This is a genomic window from Uliginosibacterium sp. sgz301328 (genome assembly GCF_041807905.1).
In the GTDB taxonomy this organism is placed as follows: Bacteria; Pseudomonadota; Gammaproteobacteria; order Burkholderiales; family Rhodocyclaceae; genus JBGVSA01.
The window spans coordinates 22338-36933 of record NZ_JBGVSA010000017.1; the positions used below are offsets into that span (position 1 = coordinate 22338).

Below are 14596 nucleotides of genomic sequence, written 5' to 3' on the forward strand. Positions count from 1 at the left end.
GAGCACGGCAGCCCGAGATCGTGCAGTGACATGGCATGGAGCCAAAATGAGCAGCAAGTGGAAACAAGTTGGCCTGGTACTCAGTGGAGTGTGCGTTGGCGTCCTGATCAGCCTTCAGTTGTCGGCCAACGCGCAGCGTGACGTCGCCAGCACACTGCCGGTCGAAGAGCTGCGCAATCTCGCTGACGTTTTTAATTCCATCAAACAGAATTACGTCGAGCCGGTCGATGACAAGAAGCTCATCGGCAGCGCGATCAGCGGCATGGTCTCGGGACTCGATCCGCATTCGAGTTACCTGGACGCCGACGCGTTCAAGGACCTCGAAGTAAGTACCAAGGGTGAGTTCGGCGGGCTGGGTATCGAAGTCGGCATGGAAGACGGCTTCGTGAAGGTCGTCTCGCCGATCGAAGACACCCCGGCTTTCCGTGCCGGTATCAAGGCTGGCGACCTGATCGTCAAGCTCGACGACACGCCGGTCAAGGGCATGGCCCTGAACGACGCCGTCAAGCGCATGCGCGGCAAGCCCAAGACCAACATCACCCTGACGGTGGTGCGCAAGGGCGAGTCCAAGCCGCTGGAAGTCACGCTGACGCGCGAAGTCATCCGCGTGCAGAGCGTGCGCTCCAAGTATGTCGATGGTTACGCCTACGTTCGCCTGGCCCAGTTCCAGGAGAACACGACGGCCGACATGGCCAAGCAACTCGACAAGATTTACAAGCAAGGTCCGGTGAAGGGCATCGTGCTCGATCTGCGCAACGACCCGGGCGGCCTGCTCAATAGCGCCGTCGGCGTGTCGGCAGCTTTCCTGCCGCCCAAGTCGCTGGTGGTCTACACCGATGGCCGCACGGACGATTCGCGTCGCAAGTACTTCGCATCCCCCGACGACTACGCTCGTGGCGATCGCGAAGACGTGCTGAAGGGCGCTCCGGCTGCGTGGAAGACAGCGCCGATGGTGGTGCTGGTTAACGGCGGTTCGGCTTCGGCCTCCGAAATCGTGGCCGGTGCGCTGCAGGACTACAAGCGCGCCACCATCATCGGTACGCAGTCGTTCGGCAAGGGTTCGGTGCAGACCATCATCCCGCTGTCGGCGACGACGGGCGTCAAGCTGACCACGGCGCGCTACTACACGCCGAAGGGCCGCTCGATCCAGTTGCTCGGCATTACGCCGGACGTGGTGGTGGAAGAGTCGGCCGAGGGCAACCGCATCAAGTATCTGCGCGAAGCTGACCTCGATCACCACTTGTCCAATACCCTCGACCCGACCGCCGGCGCGCGCAAGGCTGAAGACGCTCAGGCCGCCGAGGCGGCAGCCAAGGCTTCTCAGGACAAGAGTGCGGCGGCCAAGCCGGCCGACAAGGCGAAGCCGGAAGAGGAAGGCATCGAGGCGCCGAAGTTCGAATTCGGCGGGAAGGGTGACTTCCAGTTCGAACAGGCGCTGAACTTCCTGAAGGGCGCGCCGGTGGCGCAGAGCAAGCTGGCGCAGGCATCGACCGATGCTTCGGCGCCGGTGGCAAAGCCGGACGCCGCGAAGAAGTAATCGCTGGCAGGACGATTCGGGGCGGCCCTTGGGCTGCCCCGATTGCTTTTGGGGCGCCCGCTCGGTCCGGCGGGCTCGATGCGAGGAGATACGCATGCTCAGACCCGAAACCACGTATCGTCTGGCGGGACGCCGCCTGCAGGTTCCCCATGAGGGCGCGGGGAGCGACCTTCGTTGCCGCGAGTTGCATCTCGAGCCGAACGCTCTCGAGCATGCCGCCCAGCTGCTGGGGCGGCTGGAGCATGTCGAGGTGGGGCCTGGCGGCCATGTTGCCACGCTGACCGTCCGCTACAGTCTTCTTCACGCCTCGCTTGAAGAGATCGAGGAATATCTCTGCGAACAGGGGTTCCGACTCGACAACAGCCTTTACGCACGCATGGTGCGGGCCTTGGTGTATTTCACCGAAGAAACCGAGCGCCGCAATCTCGCCATGCCGCAACGGCTCATCAAACAGTCGGACGAGGTCTACGTCCGCGCTTATGATCGCCACCCGCACGGCGATCACGACGACACGCCGGTCGAACTGCGGGACGAGCGCTGAACATCACGCTCGGGTGGGGCCGCCTGGCGCCCACCTCCGTGTGCTCAATTCAATGCAGGGTCGGTTTGTTGGCTTCGAACAAAGCCCGCGCTTGCTCAGGCGAGAAGCGGTATTCGAGGTTCGATAGATCATCGCGGATGATGATCTCGCCATTCTCGGCAAGCATGCGTTCGATTTCGTCGCGGCCGAGCGAACGCAGCATGTCGCTGACCTTCTCCCAGTCGGGCGGAAAATCGTGGCTGACCGCGCGCGGTTCAAAGACGCGCACGGTTTCTTCGTGGAAGAGACGGTGCAGCAATTCTTCCGCCGAGCACGCCAGCAACTCTTCTGACTTCAGTGTTACGGCAAGCTGGCGCACCCGATTCCAGCCGTCCTGGTCCTTGAGGTCGGCCCCCGGCAGCTTCTGCAGGAACAGCCCTGCCACCTGGGTGTCGGTTGCAGCCAGAACCAGCGTCGCCGGTTGTTGTTCCGATTGGGCCAGGTAGTGTTCGAACACGCTGGCGATGGTGTCGCCTTCGACCGGCACGAAGCTCTGGTACGGCTGACGCGCACCCGCAACGTCCAGCGTCATGAGCAGGTTGCCGTCGCCGAGCAACTCATGCAGGCCGGCTTCCGCCGGGACGTGATCTTCGCTCTGCGCGAAACCGCGCAGATTGAGTCTTTCGGAACAGTCGATCACCAGTAACGGCACAATGCCGTGGCCGCGCAATTGGAACGTCAGCCGCCCCGGCTGCTTGAGGTTGGTGGCAATGATGGCGCATACGCCGCACATCTCGCCCAAAAGCGCGCGCACGGCAGCGGGGTAGTCGCGTCCGGTCAGCATCTCGCGCCAACTGTCCGACAGGCGCACCACGGCCCCGCGGATATCGATGTCTTCAAGCAGGAAGCGTTGAACGGCGTCTCGCATCTCAGGCTCCCAGTTCATTAAGATAAGCGGCCTCATCGAAGCCCACCAGTATCCTGCCGTCATGTTCGATGACGGGGCGCTTGATGAGGCTCGGCTTGGCGCTCATCAATTCAATGGCACGTGCTTCATCGACCCCTGTCCGTTCCGCGTCGGTGAGGCCACGCCACGTCGTGCCGCGTGTGTTGAGCAGGGGTTCCCAGCCGATCTGGGCAGCCCAGGCGGCGAGGTGCTGCTGGGTGATGCCGAACTTCTTGTAATCGTGGAAATCGTAAGGGATACCGTGGGCGTCGAGCCAGTCGAACGCCTTCTTCATGGTGTTGCAGTTCTTGATGCCGAATACCTTGACCATTACGCGTTCATGTACCCGTTGAGTAATTACACATTGTCGCATTCAGATCAGCGGCGGCCACAGCCGTTTGATGCGAAAATACCGATCCAACCGGGGCGCATTCTGCCTCATCTGTTTGCAGATCATCACTGCCGATGAAATTTCATCCCAAATTCAAGACCTTGTTCGTCAAGGTAACGCTAGCTGTGTTCGGTACGGTGACCGTTTCGGTCCCGTACGCCGCGCAGGCTGCGACCTCGAAGCAGAACAAGGCGGCGCCGGCCAAGCAGTCGAAGGCGAGCGCTACGACCAAAAAGGCCGCGCCGGCTTCCACCAAGCAAAGTGCGACTCCGTCAAAATCCAAGTCCGCCAGCAAGTCGACGCCCAAGGCCGCTGCCAATTCCGGCAAGGCCAGCACATCGGCGGCCAAGTGCCGCACGGTGCGCGTCAAAACGAGCAAGGGCTACACCAACAAGCGCGTATGTTCCTCGGCGCCCGCACCTGAACCCGCATTGCAGACCAGCCCGATCAAGGAAAACGCGCTCACTGCGGTGCCCGCTGCTGGCGCCGCCGCCGAGGTGAAAGCGCGCAACGTCCCCGATCGCGCGTACGCCGTCGATGGCGAGACCTTCTTCCATCAAGGGCGCAAGTTCCGCATCCAGGGCATTCCGCCCGGCGCACTGGCCGCCGGCGGCGACCACGCCAAGCAAAAACTGCAAATGGCACTGGATGCCGGGACGATCTCGGTCGAGCCGGTCGGGGTCGATGCCACAGGCACGGCCACCGCAGTGGTGCGCGTGAATGGTCGCAACGTGGCCGATACGCTGCGCGCCGACATCCCGCCGCAAACCGCGGGTGCGCCGGGCGGCCGCACGACGATGACGCCCGTTGCTACGTCCGACGTGCGTGCGCAAAGTTCGCGCTCCACCACGGTGAGCGAGCCGGTTTCGGCTGCCCCGGCGTCGTCCTCGTCTTCTTCGTCTTCGTCGTCTGAAGATTGGGGCGCCATCTTCCACGGTGGCGGCGAGGGGATCTCCCCGGGGGCGATGGGCGACTGATCCTCCGTCGGGCAAGCGCTCTGGTGACGTGACGTATGGCGGGCGGCGCATGCCGCCCGTGCAATTGCTATTCCGGTAGCTGATCGGCTCGCACGAGGAAGACCTTGTCGTCTTCCGTCTCGGTGCTGAGCCACACCAATTCCAGCTCGGGGAATGCGGCTTCGACCAGATCTCGGTTGTGGCCGACTTCCACCACCACGATGCCGTCGTCAGTGAGGTGGCGTCGGGCTTCGCGCAGGATCACGCGCACGACATCCAGTCCATCGTCACCGGCCGCCAGTGCCATTTCGGGCTCGGCGCGATATTCGTCCGGCAGGCGTTCCATCGATTCGGTGGTGACGTAGGGCGGATTGCTGACGATCAGGTCGTAGCGCTCATCGCCCAGTGCGGCGAACACATCCGACTTGATGAGCCGTACCTGATCGTTCAGGCCATAGTCGTCGACGTTGCGCGCGGCGACGTCGAGCGCATCGTCGGAAAGGTCGATTGCATCGATCAACGCATCCGGGAAGCGATGCGCCATCAGGATGGCCAGGCAGCCGCTGCCGGTGCACAGATCCAGTGCGCGCTTGACGTCAGACGGATGCGCGATCCACGGCGAAAAGCCCTCTTCCATGAGTTCCGCGCAATACGAGCGTGGCACGATCACGCGCTCATCCACGTAAAAGCGGAAGTCGCCCAGCCATGCCTCGTTGGTGATGTATGCCATCGGGATGCGCTCGTCAGCGCGCCGAGCGATCTTCTCCAGCACTTCGGCGCGTTCATCCGACGGGATGCACGCATCCATGAACGGATCGAGGCGGTCCAGCGGCAAGTGCAGTGTGTGGAGTACGAGATAGACCGCTTCGTCGTAGGCGTCCTGCAGGCCGTGGCCAAAGTAGAGCCCGGCGCGATTGAAGCGCGTGACCGCATAGCGGATCAGGTCGCGCACCGTGACCAGTTCATCGATTGGCGAATGCGAGTGCTCATGACCATGGTCGTGACCGCAGTCTTCGTCGCATTCGTGGTCGTGTTCGTGTGTGTGGCTCATGGCGTTTACTCGGCAAGCAGGTGGCTGATGGCGCGTTCGTAGGCGATGGACAGCGGTCCGATGTCGGCCACGCGCACGCGCTCGTTGATCTTGTGGATGGTGGCGTTGACGGGCCCGAACTCGACGACTTCGGGGCACCACGTGGCGATGAACCTGCCGTCGGAAGTCCCGCCCGTGGTCGACAAGGCGCCGTGCACGCCGGTCGCAGCCTCGATGCCCGCCAGGACGGCATCGACCAGGCGGCCGCGTCGCGTCATGAACGGATTGCCGGACAAGCTCCATTCCAGCGAGTACTCCAGGCCGTGGCGATCGAGGATTTCATGCACGCGGGCACGCAGCCCTTCGGCCGTGCATTCAGGCGAGAAGCGGAAGTTGAACAGCAATTCCAGCGCGCCCGGCACCACATTGTTGGCGCCCGTGCCGGCGTGGATGTTCGAAATCTGGAAGCTCGTCGGCTGGAAATACTCGTTGCCCTTGTCCCACTCGGTTGCCGCCAGCTCGGCCAGCGCCGGTGCGGCTTGATGGATCGGGTTGCGGCCCAGGTGCGGGTAGGCGATGTGGCATTGCACGCCGTGGATCTTCAGCGTGCCGTTGAGCGAGCCGCGACGGCCGTTCTTGATCATGTCGCCGAGGCGATCCACGGAGGTGGGTTCGCCGACGATGCAGTAGTCCATGGCTTCGCCACGCGCCCGCAGCGCTTCGACCACGCGCGTCGTGCCATCGGTGGCCACGCCTTCTTCATCCGAGGTAAGCAGCAGCGCGATCGAGCCTGCGTGATCGGGGTTGGCAGCGACGAAGCGCTCCACCGCCGTCACGAAAGCCGCGAGCGAAGTCTTCATGTCGGCCGCGCCGCGACCGTACAGATAGCCGTCGCGCTCGGTAGGCGCGAAGGGCTCGCTATGCCATTGGTCGAGCGGCCCGGTGGGCACCACGTCCGTGTGGCCCGCCAGGCAGACCACCGGACGAGCCGTGCCGCGTCGCGCCCACAGGTTGCACACGTCGTTGCTGTCGATGCGTTCGCAGGTGAAGCCGATCGCTTCGAGGCGGCGCGCAATGATCTCCAGGCAGCCTTCATCCGCAGGCGTGACAGAGCGGCGCGCAATCAACTCCTGCGCGAGATCGAGGGTGCTTTGTTGTGCGTGGTCTTGCATGGCGGAGGGTGGGGCTTGAGGCGAAAGGCGGATTCTAGCCTGAGGCTGCATTGCACGCTCGCGCCCAATCCGCGTCGGCGATCCGTGTGGCGACGAAAATCGTACGGGTTCTAGCGTTTCATCTCTAGAATGTGACGGCTTTTCGCGGGTTCGCCCGCCACAACAACAACGGGAGACACATGAGCACGACCCGCATCGCCATTCTGGCAGCGGCCCTGTTGACTGCCGGCTGCGCCGGCCAGCCTTCGGGGCCTGCACTGACCGCAGAACAACTCCAGAAGAACTACCGCGCTATTCCGCTGGATGGTTTTTCCGACGGCATCAAGCACTGGCGCGATCGTAACGGTACACGCTACGCCCGCTACGAGCCGACGCAGATCGTCGGCATCGCCGAGAACATCGTCCTTCTCCAGCGCAACAACGGCGGCTGGATCGAGAACCGCGACCCGGCCCGCATCATGTCGCAGGACGAAATCGATTACGCATGGCGTGACAAGTACAACTCGCAAAGCAGTTTTGACAATCGGAACGTCTATACGCAAGTCGAATACCTTTTCGCGGCGTACGACCAGACGCGCGAGGCCCGTTACCGAGACGCCGCGCTGCGCGGCTTCGAGTACATCCTGCGCATGCAGAACAAGAACTGCGGCGGCTGGCCCCACACGGTACCGGGCACGCAGCCCTACCATGGCGATATCACCTTTGCCGACGAAGTGACCTCCGGCGTGTTGCGCACGTTACGCAAAATGGAAAGCGGCAGCGAGCCGTTCAGTTCGCTCGACGCGGCGACGCGGCAGCGGGCGGGCGAGGCCCGTGAACGTGGCGACGTCTGCGTACTCAAGCTGCAAGTGGTGCAGAACGGCCAATTGACCGGATGGGCCGGGCAATATGATCTGCGCACGCTGCAACCCGCACAGGGGCGTTCATTCGAACTGCCGTCGATCGTGTCGCAGGAATCGGTCGAGATGGCGCGCTACCTGCTGAGCATCCCCGACCCGTCGCCCGAAGTGATCAAGTCCATCGAAGGCGTAATGAGCTGGTTCGATCGCTCCAAGCTGGTCGGCTGGAAGATCGACACCGTCATGCTCGAACAACCGATCCGTTATCCGTTCCACACCGCGACCACCGATCGCGTGCTGGTGCAGGACGCATCCGCCGGGCCGCTGTGGGGGCGTTTCTACGATCTCAAGGACAACAGCATCGTGCTAGCCAATCGAGATGGGCGCCGCGTCGACAAGTACTCCGATATCACGCACGAGCGCCGCACGGGGTACGCGTGGTACGGCACCTGGCCGCAAAAGCTGCTGTACGAAGAGTATCCCGCGTGGAAGAAGCGCATGGGGCGTTGAGTCGCATGCCCGGGAGCACGCGTCGCAGCGCCCTCCCGGCGTGACCGTCAGTTGCGCGCCGCGCGCCGGGTCTGGATCGTGACCGGGCGTGCGGCGAGTGCTGGGTCCTGTGCGGTGACGCGGGCGCGCAACTGCCCGCACCCGCCTTCGACATCTTGCCCGGCGGAGTCGCGCAACTTGGTGAGTACCCCGCGTTGATGCAGCCGCCGTGCGATGTCGCGCGCGTGCTCCCACGATGGCCGGCGATAGGGCAGGGCATCCACCGTGTTGTACGGAATCATGTTCATGATGGCGTACTTGCCCGCCAGCAATCGCACGATGTTGTCGAGCTCTTCGTCGCTGTCGTTGACGCCTTCGAGCAGCGTCCACTGGTACTGGATCGGGTAGCCCGTCGCACGGGCGTATGCTTCGCCGCGTTCGACGAGTTCGGCCGGATCGATACGCGGTGCGCGCGGCAGCAGTCGTGCCCGCAGATCGGGCAGGGTGGTATGCAGCGACAAGGCGAGCGCCGGCTTGACGGGGCCCTGCGGCAGGCGTTCAAAGACGCGATGGTCGCCCACCGTCGAGAACACCAGATTCTTGTGGCCGATGCCGCCCAGCGTGCCGAGGAAGTCGATTGCTTCCAGCACGTTGTCGATATTGTGCGAGGGCTCGCCCATGCCCATGAACACGACCTTTTTCACTGGTCGCTGCCGCCGCGCGAGGACAACCTGCGCGACGATCTCGGCGCTGCCGAGTTGGCGCAGCAACCCGTCGCGCCCCGTCATACAGAAGGTGCAGCCGACCGCGCAGCCAATCTGGCTCGAAACGCACACGCCATCGCGCGGCAGCAGCACGCTCTCTACCGTCTGGCCGTCGCTGAGCTGCACGAGCAGACGGGCCGAACCATCTTCGGCGGGGTGTTCCGAATGGATGCCGGCCAGTCCGGCGAGGTCGGCGGCGATGGCCGGCAGCGCTTCACGCACGCGCAGAGGCAGTACGTGTTCCGCCGCGCGCGGGCCTGCGTCGAGCGGCTGGCCGTTGGCCCACGCGCGCAGAACTCGCTGTTCGTGAGCGGGCTTGGCGCCGAGGTCGCGCAAATGTTGGCGGATGTGCTGGATTCGCATTGCGGGGCGGATGCTAGCACCTGCAAAGGCCTGCGCGCCAACGCAGGCTGTTGCGGCGTGTCACACGGCGGGCGGCGGCAGCCGTGATTGCGGCATCACGGGCCGGGGCACGCGAAGGCACAAGCCTTATCGCGAATCTTCTTCCATGTGCAGGGTGAAGGAGGCAAACGAGGCGCCGTCTTCTTCCTCTGGCTCGAAATCCGCCAGCCGCGTGGTTTCGGGCGCGACCGCGATCGGCGCTGTGGGCGGCGCGGCGTTATTGATGAGCCACGACAGGTTGGTGGGCGAATCGGCGTTGGTGAGCGCTTCTTCCAGCGTGATGACGTCTTCGCGATAGAGGCGATAGAGATCCTGCTCGAAAGTCTGCGACCCGGGCGCGAGGGATTGCTCCATTGCCTCCTTGATTTCGCTGAACAGGCCTTTCTCGATCAGATCGGCGACGTGGCGCGTGTTCATGAGGATTTCGGCTGCCGGCACGCGCGAGCCGTCGGGCTGGCGTACCAGTCGCTGCGAGATGATGCTGCGCAGGGCGACCGACAGATCGAGGTACAGCAGCGAGCGATTTTCCAGCGGGAAGAAGTTGGCGATCCGGTTGAGCGCGTGATAGGCGTTGTTGGCGTGCATCGTCGCCAGGCATAGGTGGCCGGACTGCGCGTACGCAATGGCAGCCTTCATCGTTTCGAGATCGCGGATTTCGCCGATCAGGATGCAGTCCGGCGCCTGTCGCATGGCGTTGCGCAGCGCTTCGTGCCAGCTATGCGTGTCGAAGCCGACTTCGCGCTGGTTGACGATCGATTTCTTGTGGCGGAAGAGATATTCGATCGGATCTTCCACTGTCAGGATGTGGCCGGAGCGGTGCGTATTGCGATGGTCGAGCATCGACGCAATGGTGGTCGACTTGCCCGAGCCGGTTGCGCCCACCACTAGCACCAGCCCGCGCTTTTCCATGATGATGTCGCCCAGCACCGTCGGCAGGCCGAGCGAGCCGAGCGGCGGGATCTCGCCCTGGATGTAGCGCACCACGATGCCGATGCTGCTGCGTTGCCAGAAGAAATTGACGCGAAAGTTGCCCAGTTCGCGACGCCCGTACGACAGATTCATCTCGCGTTCCTGCTCGAAGCGATTGACCTGTTCGGGCGTCATCATTTCGTAGGCCATCCGCTGGATGACCGAGGGCTCCATCACCTGCTGGTTGATGGGGATGACAGTGCCATTGATCTTGATGTGGATCGGTGCGCCGGCCGAGACGAAGATGTCCGACGCCTTGCGTTCGGCCATCAGCTGGAACAGCTTGTCGAAGATCATGCGGGCGCTCCTTGTCTCTCTGAGCCCTTTGCGGGCCATTCTGTTTGTCGCGCCGTCGAGGCGCTTTGTCGCCCGCGCGCGGGCACTGCCATGGCGACAGCGCCCACCCGTGCCGGAGCCACGGCCCCGGCACGCCTTGCGCGATCAGTCGCGCAGCAGGTCGTTGATCGAGGTCTTGGCGCGGGTCTGGGCATCCACGCGCTTGACGATCACGGCGCAATACAACGAATACTTGCCATCGGCGCTGGGCAGGTTGCCCGACACCACCACCGAGCCGGCCGGAATGCGCCCGTAGGTGACTTCACCGGTCGCGCGGTCGTAGATCTTGGTGCTCTTGCCAATGTATACGCCCATCGAGATCACCGAGTTTTCCTCGACCACCACGCCTTCGACGACTTCCGAACGGGCACCGATGAAGCAGTTGTCTTCGATGATCGTCGGGTTCGCCTGCAGCGGTTCGAGCACGCCACCGATACCGACACCGCCCGACAGGTGCACATTCTTGCCGATCTGCGCGCACGAACCGACCGTCGCCCAAGTGTCGACCATCGTGCCTTCGTCGACGTAAGCGCCGATATTCACGTAAGAGGGCATCAGCACGGCATTGCGGCCGATGAACGAGCCGTAGCGCGCGACGGCTGAAGGCACCACGCGGAAACCGGCGTCACGGAATTGCGATTCGCTCCATTGGCCGAACTTGGTCGGCACCTTGTCGAAGTACTTCAGGTCGCCCGATTCGATGACGGCGTTTTCGTGCGTGCGGAAATACAGCAGCACCGCCTTCTTCAGCCACTGGTGAGTGGCCCATTCGCCGTTGATCTTCTCGGCCACGCGCAGGCGGCCGGTATCCAATTCATTGATGACGTGGCGGATGGCCTTGCCCAGTTCGGCGTCGATCTTGCCGGGGCTGACTTCGGTGCGGCGTTCCCACGCGGCGTTGATGATCGATTCAAGGTCTTGCGTGTTCATGGTCTTCCTCTAAATGAAGGGTCTTAACGAGAGAATTCAGCGATACGGCGCGCCGCTTCGACGCACTCATCGATGCCGGCGACCAGCGCGATGCGCACGCGGCCCCGGCCGGGATTGATGCCACGTGCTTCGCGTGCCAGATATTGGCCGGGCAGCAACGTGACGTTGGTGCGAGCGAGCAGTTCTCGGGCGAATTCGGTGTCGTCGCCGGGCGTGCGCGCCCACAGGTAGAACGACGCGTCCGGCATGCTCACGCCCAGCGTGCCCTGCAACAGCGGCACCACCGCGGCGAACTTCTCGCGGTACAGGCGGCGGTTTTCGATCACGTGTGTTTCGTCGTTCCACGCAGCGATGCTGGCTTCCTGCACCGGTACGCTCATGGCGCAACCATGGTAGGTGCGGTAGAGCAGAAAACGCTTGAGGATCGCCGCATCGCCAGCGACGAAGCCCGAGCGCAGACCCGGCACGTTGGAGCGTTTGGAGAGGCTGGAGAACACCACCAGCCGCTCGAAATTGTCGCGGCCCAATCGGTGGGCGGCTTCGAGCGCGCCGATGGGGGCTGCGCCTTCTTCGAAGTAGATTTCGGAATAGCACTCGTCCGAAGCGATCACAAAGCCGTAACGGTCAGAGAGCTCGAACAGCGTCTTCCATTCATCAAGGTCCAGCACGCGGCCGGTCGGGTTACCCGGAGAGCAGACGAACAGCAACTGCACGCGCGACCATTCGGCGGCGCTCAGGCTGTCGAGGTCGAGCCCGAAGCCGTTTTCTTCGGTCTGGTTGAGGAAAACCGGGCGGGCACCGGCCAGATAGGCGGCGCCTTCGTAGATTTGATAGAACGGATTCGGGCAGGCGACGAGCGCTTCGGGGCGGCTGCCGTCCACGACGCATTGGGCGAACGAGAAAAGCGCCTCGCGCGAGCCATTGACGGGCAGCACCTGCGTGGCCGCATTCACCTGCGGTAACCCATAGCGGCGCTGCAGCCAGGCGGCGATGGTTTCGCGCAGGCAGTCGATGCCCGCCGTGGTCGGGTAGGTCGCCAGGCCCGAAAGCGTGTCGACCAGCCGGTCGCGGATCAGGGCCGGCGTAGCGTGCTGCGGTTCGCCGATCGACAGGCGGATGGCCGGCAGATCGGGCGGCGTGACGCCGTTGAATAACGCACGCAGCTTTTCGAACGGATAGGGCTGAAGACTCTCGAGATGAGGATTCACGGCTGTTTTTCCGGCTCAGACATTCAGCGGCCTCGACGGATCGGGTCCGGTCGAGGCCGCATGGGAGCCGCGATTATACGCCGGCCATCGAGCGGCCGCCGCCCCGCTTGGGGCCGGTCAGGCCGGGTCCAGCCCCTTGGCGACGATCCGTGCGGCGGCGGCCACGACATCGCTGCGCGCCTCGGCGTCCTTGCGGGGCTGCGTGAAATACACCGCCAGCACCACGGCGCTGCCATCCGGGCGCCACAGGATGCCCACGTCGTTGGTGGTGCCGTAGTCGCCCGAGCCGGTCTTGTCGCCGACGATCCAGTCCTTTGGCACGCCCGCGCGGATACGCGCGGCACCCGTTGTGTTGCCGCGCAGCCATTCGATCAATTGCCCCCGTTGCGCGGCCGGCAGCGCAGTGCCCAAGGCAAAGCGGTGAAGCAGCATGCCCATGGCGGCTGGGGAACTGGTGTCGCGAGCGTCGCCGGGCACGGCGGTGTTGAGCTCGGGTTCCCATCGGTCGATGCGAAAGACGGTGTCGCCTTGCGCGCGGGCAAACGCTGTCACGCCCGCCGGCCCGCCGAGTTCCTTCATGAGCAGGTTGGCCGCGGCGTTGTCGCTGTATTGCATCGCTGCTACGCAAAGGGCGCCGACGCTCATGCCCTCCGCGAGGCGCTTTTCCGTGATCGGCGAATAAGTGACAAGGTCCGCCGCGGTGTAGCGGACGAGCCGCTCGAGCAGGCCCGGTTCGGTCGCGCTGCGATGGAGAATGCCCGCCGCCAGCGCAACTTTGAAGGTGCTGCATAGGGGAAAGCGCTCGTCCGCCCGATGACGGATTTGGTGCGCGCGCCGCGTGTCGAGCGCGAACACACCAAGCCGGCCCTGCGAGGTCGATTCGAGCGCGGCCAGCTCGCTTTCGACGCTGGCGGCCAGAGATGTACGCGAAACCATGGCGAGCGGGGCGGCCATGCCGGCCAGCAGGATCGAACGACGGCGGGCAGAGTGCGTCATGACAATTCCAGGGTTCAAACCGCCAATTGTAGCCGCCCGGAAATATCCGAAGCTGCCAAATCCCCGCATTGTGGCGATTACTCGTGGCCAGTAAGGTAGTCGGCATCCTCTCGCTCAAGGACCAACATGGAGCACTCGCAAGAACAGGTCATCGACTATGGCGACGGCATCCACGCCATCGACACAGGACTGCTGCGCCACCACTTCGACGCCAGCTACCTGATTGTCGAAAACGGCCGTGCGGCATTTGTCGACACCGGCACGGCGCTGGCAGTGCCGCGTCTGCTGGAGGCGCTTGAAAGCCGGGGCCTTTCAGTGAAAGCCGTGGACTGGGTGATCCTGACCCACGTGCACCTCGATCATGCCGGCGGAGCGGGGGCGCTCATGCAGCATCTGCCGAATGCGCAGCTCGTGGTGCATCCGCGCGGCGCGCGCCACATGATCGATCCGACGGCGCTGACTGCTGGTGCGACGGCTGTCTATGGCGAAGCGGCCATGCGCGAAACATACGGCGAACTGGTGCCCGTGCCGGCGGACAGGGTGATCGAAGCCCCCGATGGCCACGTCGTCGAGCTCGCCGGCCGCCGTATCGTCTGCCTGGATACACCGGGGCATGCACGCCATCACAATTGCATGTTCGACGCGCGCTCGCGTGCGGTGTTCGCAGGCGACACGTTTGGAATCTCATACCGCGAGACCGACTGCGCAGACGGCGCCTTCGTCATTCCGACCACCTCGCCCGTGCAGTTCGATCCGGATGCGCTGAAGGCGTCGATCGCGCGTTTGGTGGGCTTGTCGGCCGAGGCCGTGTACCTGACGCACTTCGGGCGCGTGGATTGCGTGGAAGCGCGTTCCCGCGAACTCATGGAGCAGATCGACGAGATGGTGAAGCTCGCGCATGACTCGCACGGGCAGCCTGACCGCCATGCATGGCTCGTTGAGCGCCTCGGCGCGCTCTATGCCATTCGCGCCGCCCGCCGCCATTGCCCGCTGCCGGCGGCGACCGTCATCGAGTTGCTGTCACTGGATATCGAACTGAATGCGCAGGGGCTGGAGGTCTGGCTGGACCGGCAGCACGGCGCCCGCGAAAGGTGATTCGCGGGCAGTGCCG

14 protein-coding genes are annotated in these 14596 nt (G+C 64.0%); 5 read left to right on the top strand and 9 right to left on the bottom strand.

Going from position 1 to position 14596, the window contains the following annotated elements; genetic code table 11:
• The first annotated feature begins 46 nt into the window (after positions 1-46).
• Together ACDA63_RS13670 and ACDA63_RS13675 are read left to right on the top strand one after the other, a co-directional pair.
• A complete protein-coding gene (locus tag ACDA63_RS13670) occupies positions 47-1537 on the top strand; it encodes a S41 family peptidase (protein ID WP_373663818.1) in 1491 nt (496 codons plus the stop codon).
• Positions 1538-1631: 94 nt separating this feature from the next.
• On the top strand, positions 1632-2078 hold the full coding sequence (locus ACDA63_RS13675) for a hypothetical protein (RefSeq protein WP_373663819.1): 447 nt from the start codon (positions 1632-1634) through the stop codon (positions 2076-2078).
• A gap of 49 nt (positions 2079-2127) precedes the next feature.
• Here the strand turns inward: ACDA63_RS13675 and ACDA63_RS13680 are convergent, their stop codons facing one another.
• Positions 2128-2985 carry an Hsp33 family molecular chaperone HslO gene (locus ACDA63_RS13680; protein WP_373663820.1) on the bottom strand — a complete coding sequence of 286 codons (858 nt, stop codon included), beginning with the start codon at positions 2983-2985 and terminating at the stop codon, positions 2128-2130.
• Position 2986: 1 nt separating this feature from the next.
• Positions 2987-3334: an ArsC family reductase gene (locus tag ACDA63_RS13685; RefSeq protein WP_373663821.1), complete on the bottom strand. Its 348-nt coding sequence runs from the start codon at positions 3332-3334 to the stop codon at positions 2987-2989.
• Between the two features lie 134 nt (positions 3335-3468).
• Between ACDA63_RS13685 and ACDA63_RS13690 the strand changes: the two genes are divergently transcribed.
• Entirely contained in the window at positions 3469-4371 is a 903-nt protein-coding gene (locus ACDA63_RS13690; protein ID WP_373663822.1) for a hypothetical protein, read from the top strand.
• A gap of 67 nt (positions 4372-4438) precedes the next feature.
• Here ACDA63_RS13690 and prmB read toward each other — a convergent pair whose 3' ends face one another.
• Together prmB and dapE are read right to left on the bottom strand one after the other, a co-directional pair.
• The gene (gene prmB / locus ACDA63_RS13695) at positions 4439-5401 is read right to left on the bottom strand and encodes a 50S ribosomal protein L3 N(5)-glutamine methyltransferase (RefSeq protein ID WP_373663823.1); all 963 of its coding nucleotides are present in this window, start codon (positions 5399-5401) and stop codon (positions 4439-4441) included.
• Positions 5402-5406: 5 nt separating this feature from the next.
• Positions 5407-6552, bottom strand: coding sequence for a succinyl-diaminopimelate desuccinylase (gene dapE, locus ACDA63_RS13700; RefSeq protein WP_373663824.1), 1146 nt, complete (start codon positions 6550-6552; stop codon positions 5407-5409).
• A gap of 179 nt (positions 6553-6731) precedes the next feature.
• Between dapE and pelA the strand changes: the two genes are divergently transcribed.
• Positions 6732-7901: a pectate lyase gene (gene pelA, locus ACDA63_RS13705; RefSeq protein ID WP_373663825.1), complete on the top strand. Its 1170-nt coding sequence runs from the start codon at positions 6732-6734 to the stop codon at positions 7899-7901.
• Positions 7902-7948: 47 nt separating this feature from the next.
• Here the strand turns inward: pelA and ACDA63_RS13710 are convergent, their stop codons facing one another.
• From ACDA63_RS13710 to bla, 5 genes are all read right to left on the bottom strand, one after another.
• Entirely contained in the window at positions 7949-9007 is a 1059-nt protein-coding gene (locus ACDA63_RS13710) for an RNA methyltransferase (protein ID WP_373663826.1), read from the bottom strand.
• Between the two features lie 126 nt (positions 9008-9133).
• Entirely contained in the window at positions 9134-10312 is a 1179-nt protein-coding gene (locus tag ACDA63_RS13715) for a PilT/PilU family type 4a pilus ATPase (protein WP_373663827.1), read from the bottom strand.
• Positions 10313-10456: 144 nt separating this feature from the next.
• A complete protein-coding gene (gene dapD / locus ACDA63_RS13720) occupies positions 10457-11281 on the bottom strand; it encodes a 2,3,4,5-tetrahydropyridine-2,6-dicarboxylate N-succinyltransferase (protein ID WP_373663828.1) in 825 nt (274 codons plus the stop codon).
• 23 nt (positions 11282-11304) lie between these two features.
• Positions 11305-12489, bottom strand: coding sequence for a succinyldiaminopimelate transaminase (gene dapC / locus ACDA63_RS13725; protein WP_373663829.1), 1185 nt, complete (start codon positions 12487-12489; stop codon positions 11305-11307).
• Between the two features lie 117 nt (positions 12490-12606).
• Entirely contained in the window at positions 12607-13485 is an 879-nt protein-coding gene (bla, locus tag ACDA63_RS13730) for a class A beta-lactamase (RefSeq protein ID WP_373663830.1), read from the bottom strand.
• A gap of 126 nt (positions 13486-13611) precedes the next feature.
• On the opposite strand from bla, the gene ACDA63_RS13735 reads away from it, so the two are divergent.
• The gene (locus ACDA63_RS13735) at positions 13612-14580 is read left to right on the top strand and encodes an MBL fold metallo-hydrolase (protein WP_373663831.1); all 969 of its coding nucleotides are present in this window, start codon (positions 13612-13614) and stop codon (positions 14578-14580) included.
• Positions 14581-14596: the final 16 nt, after the last annotated feature.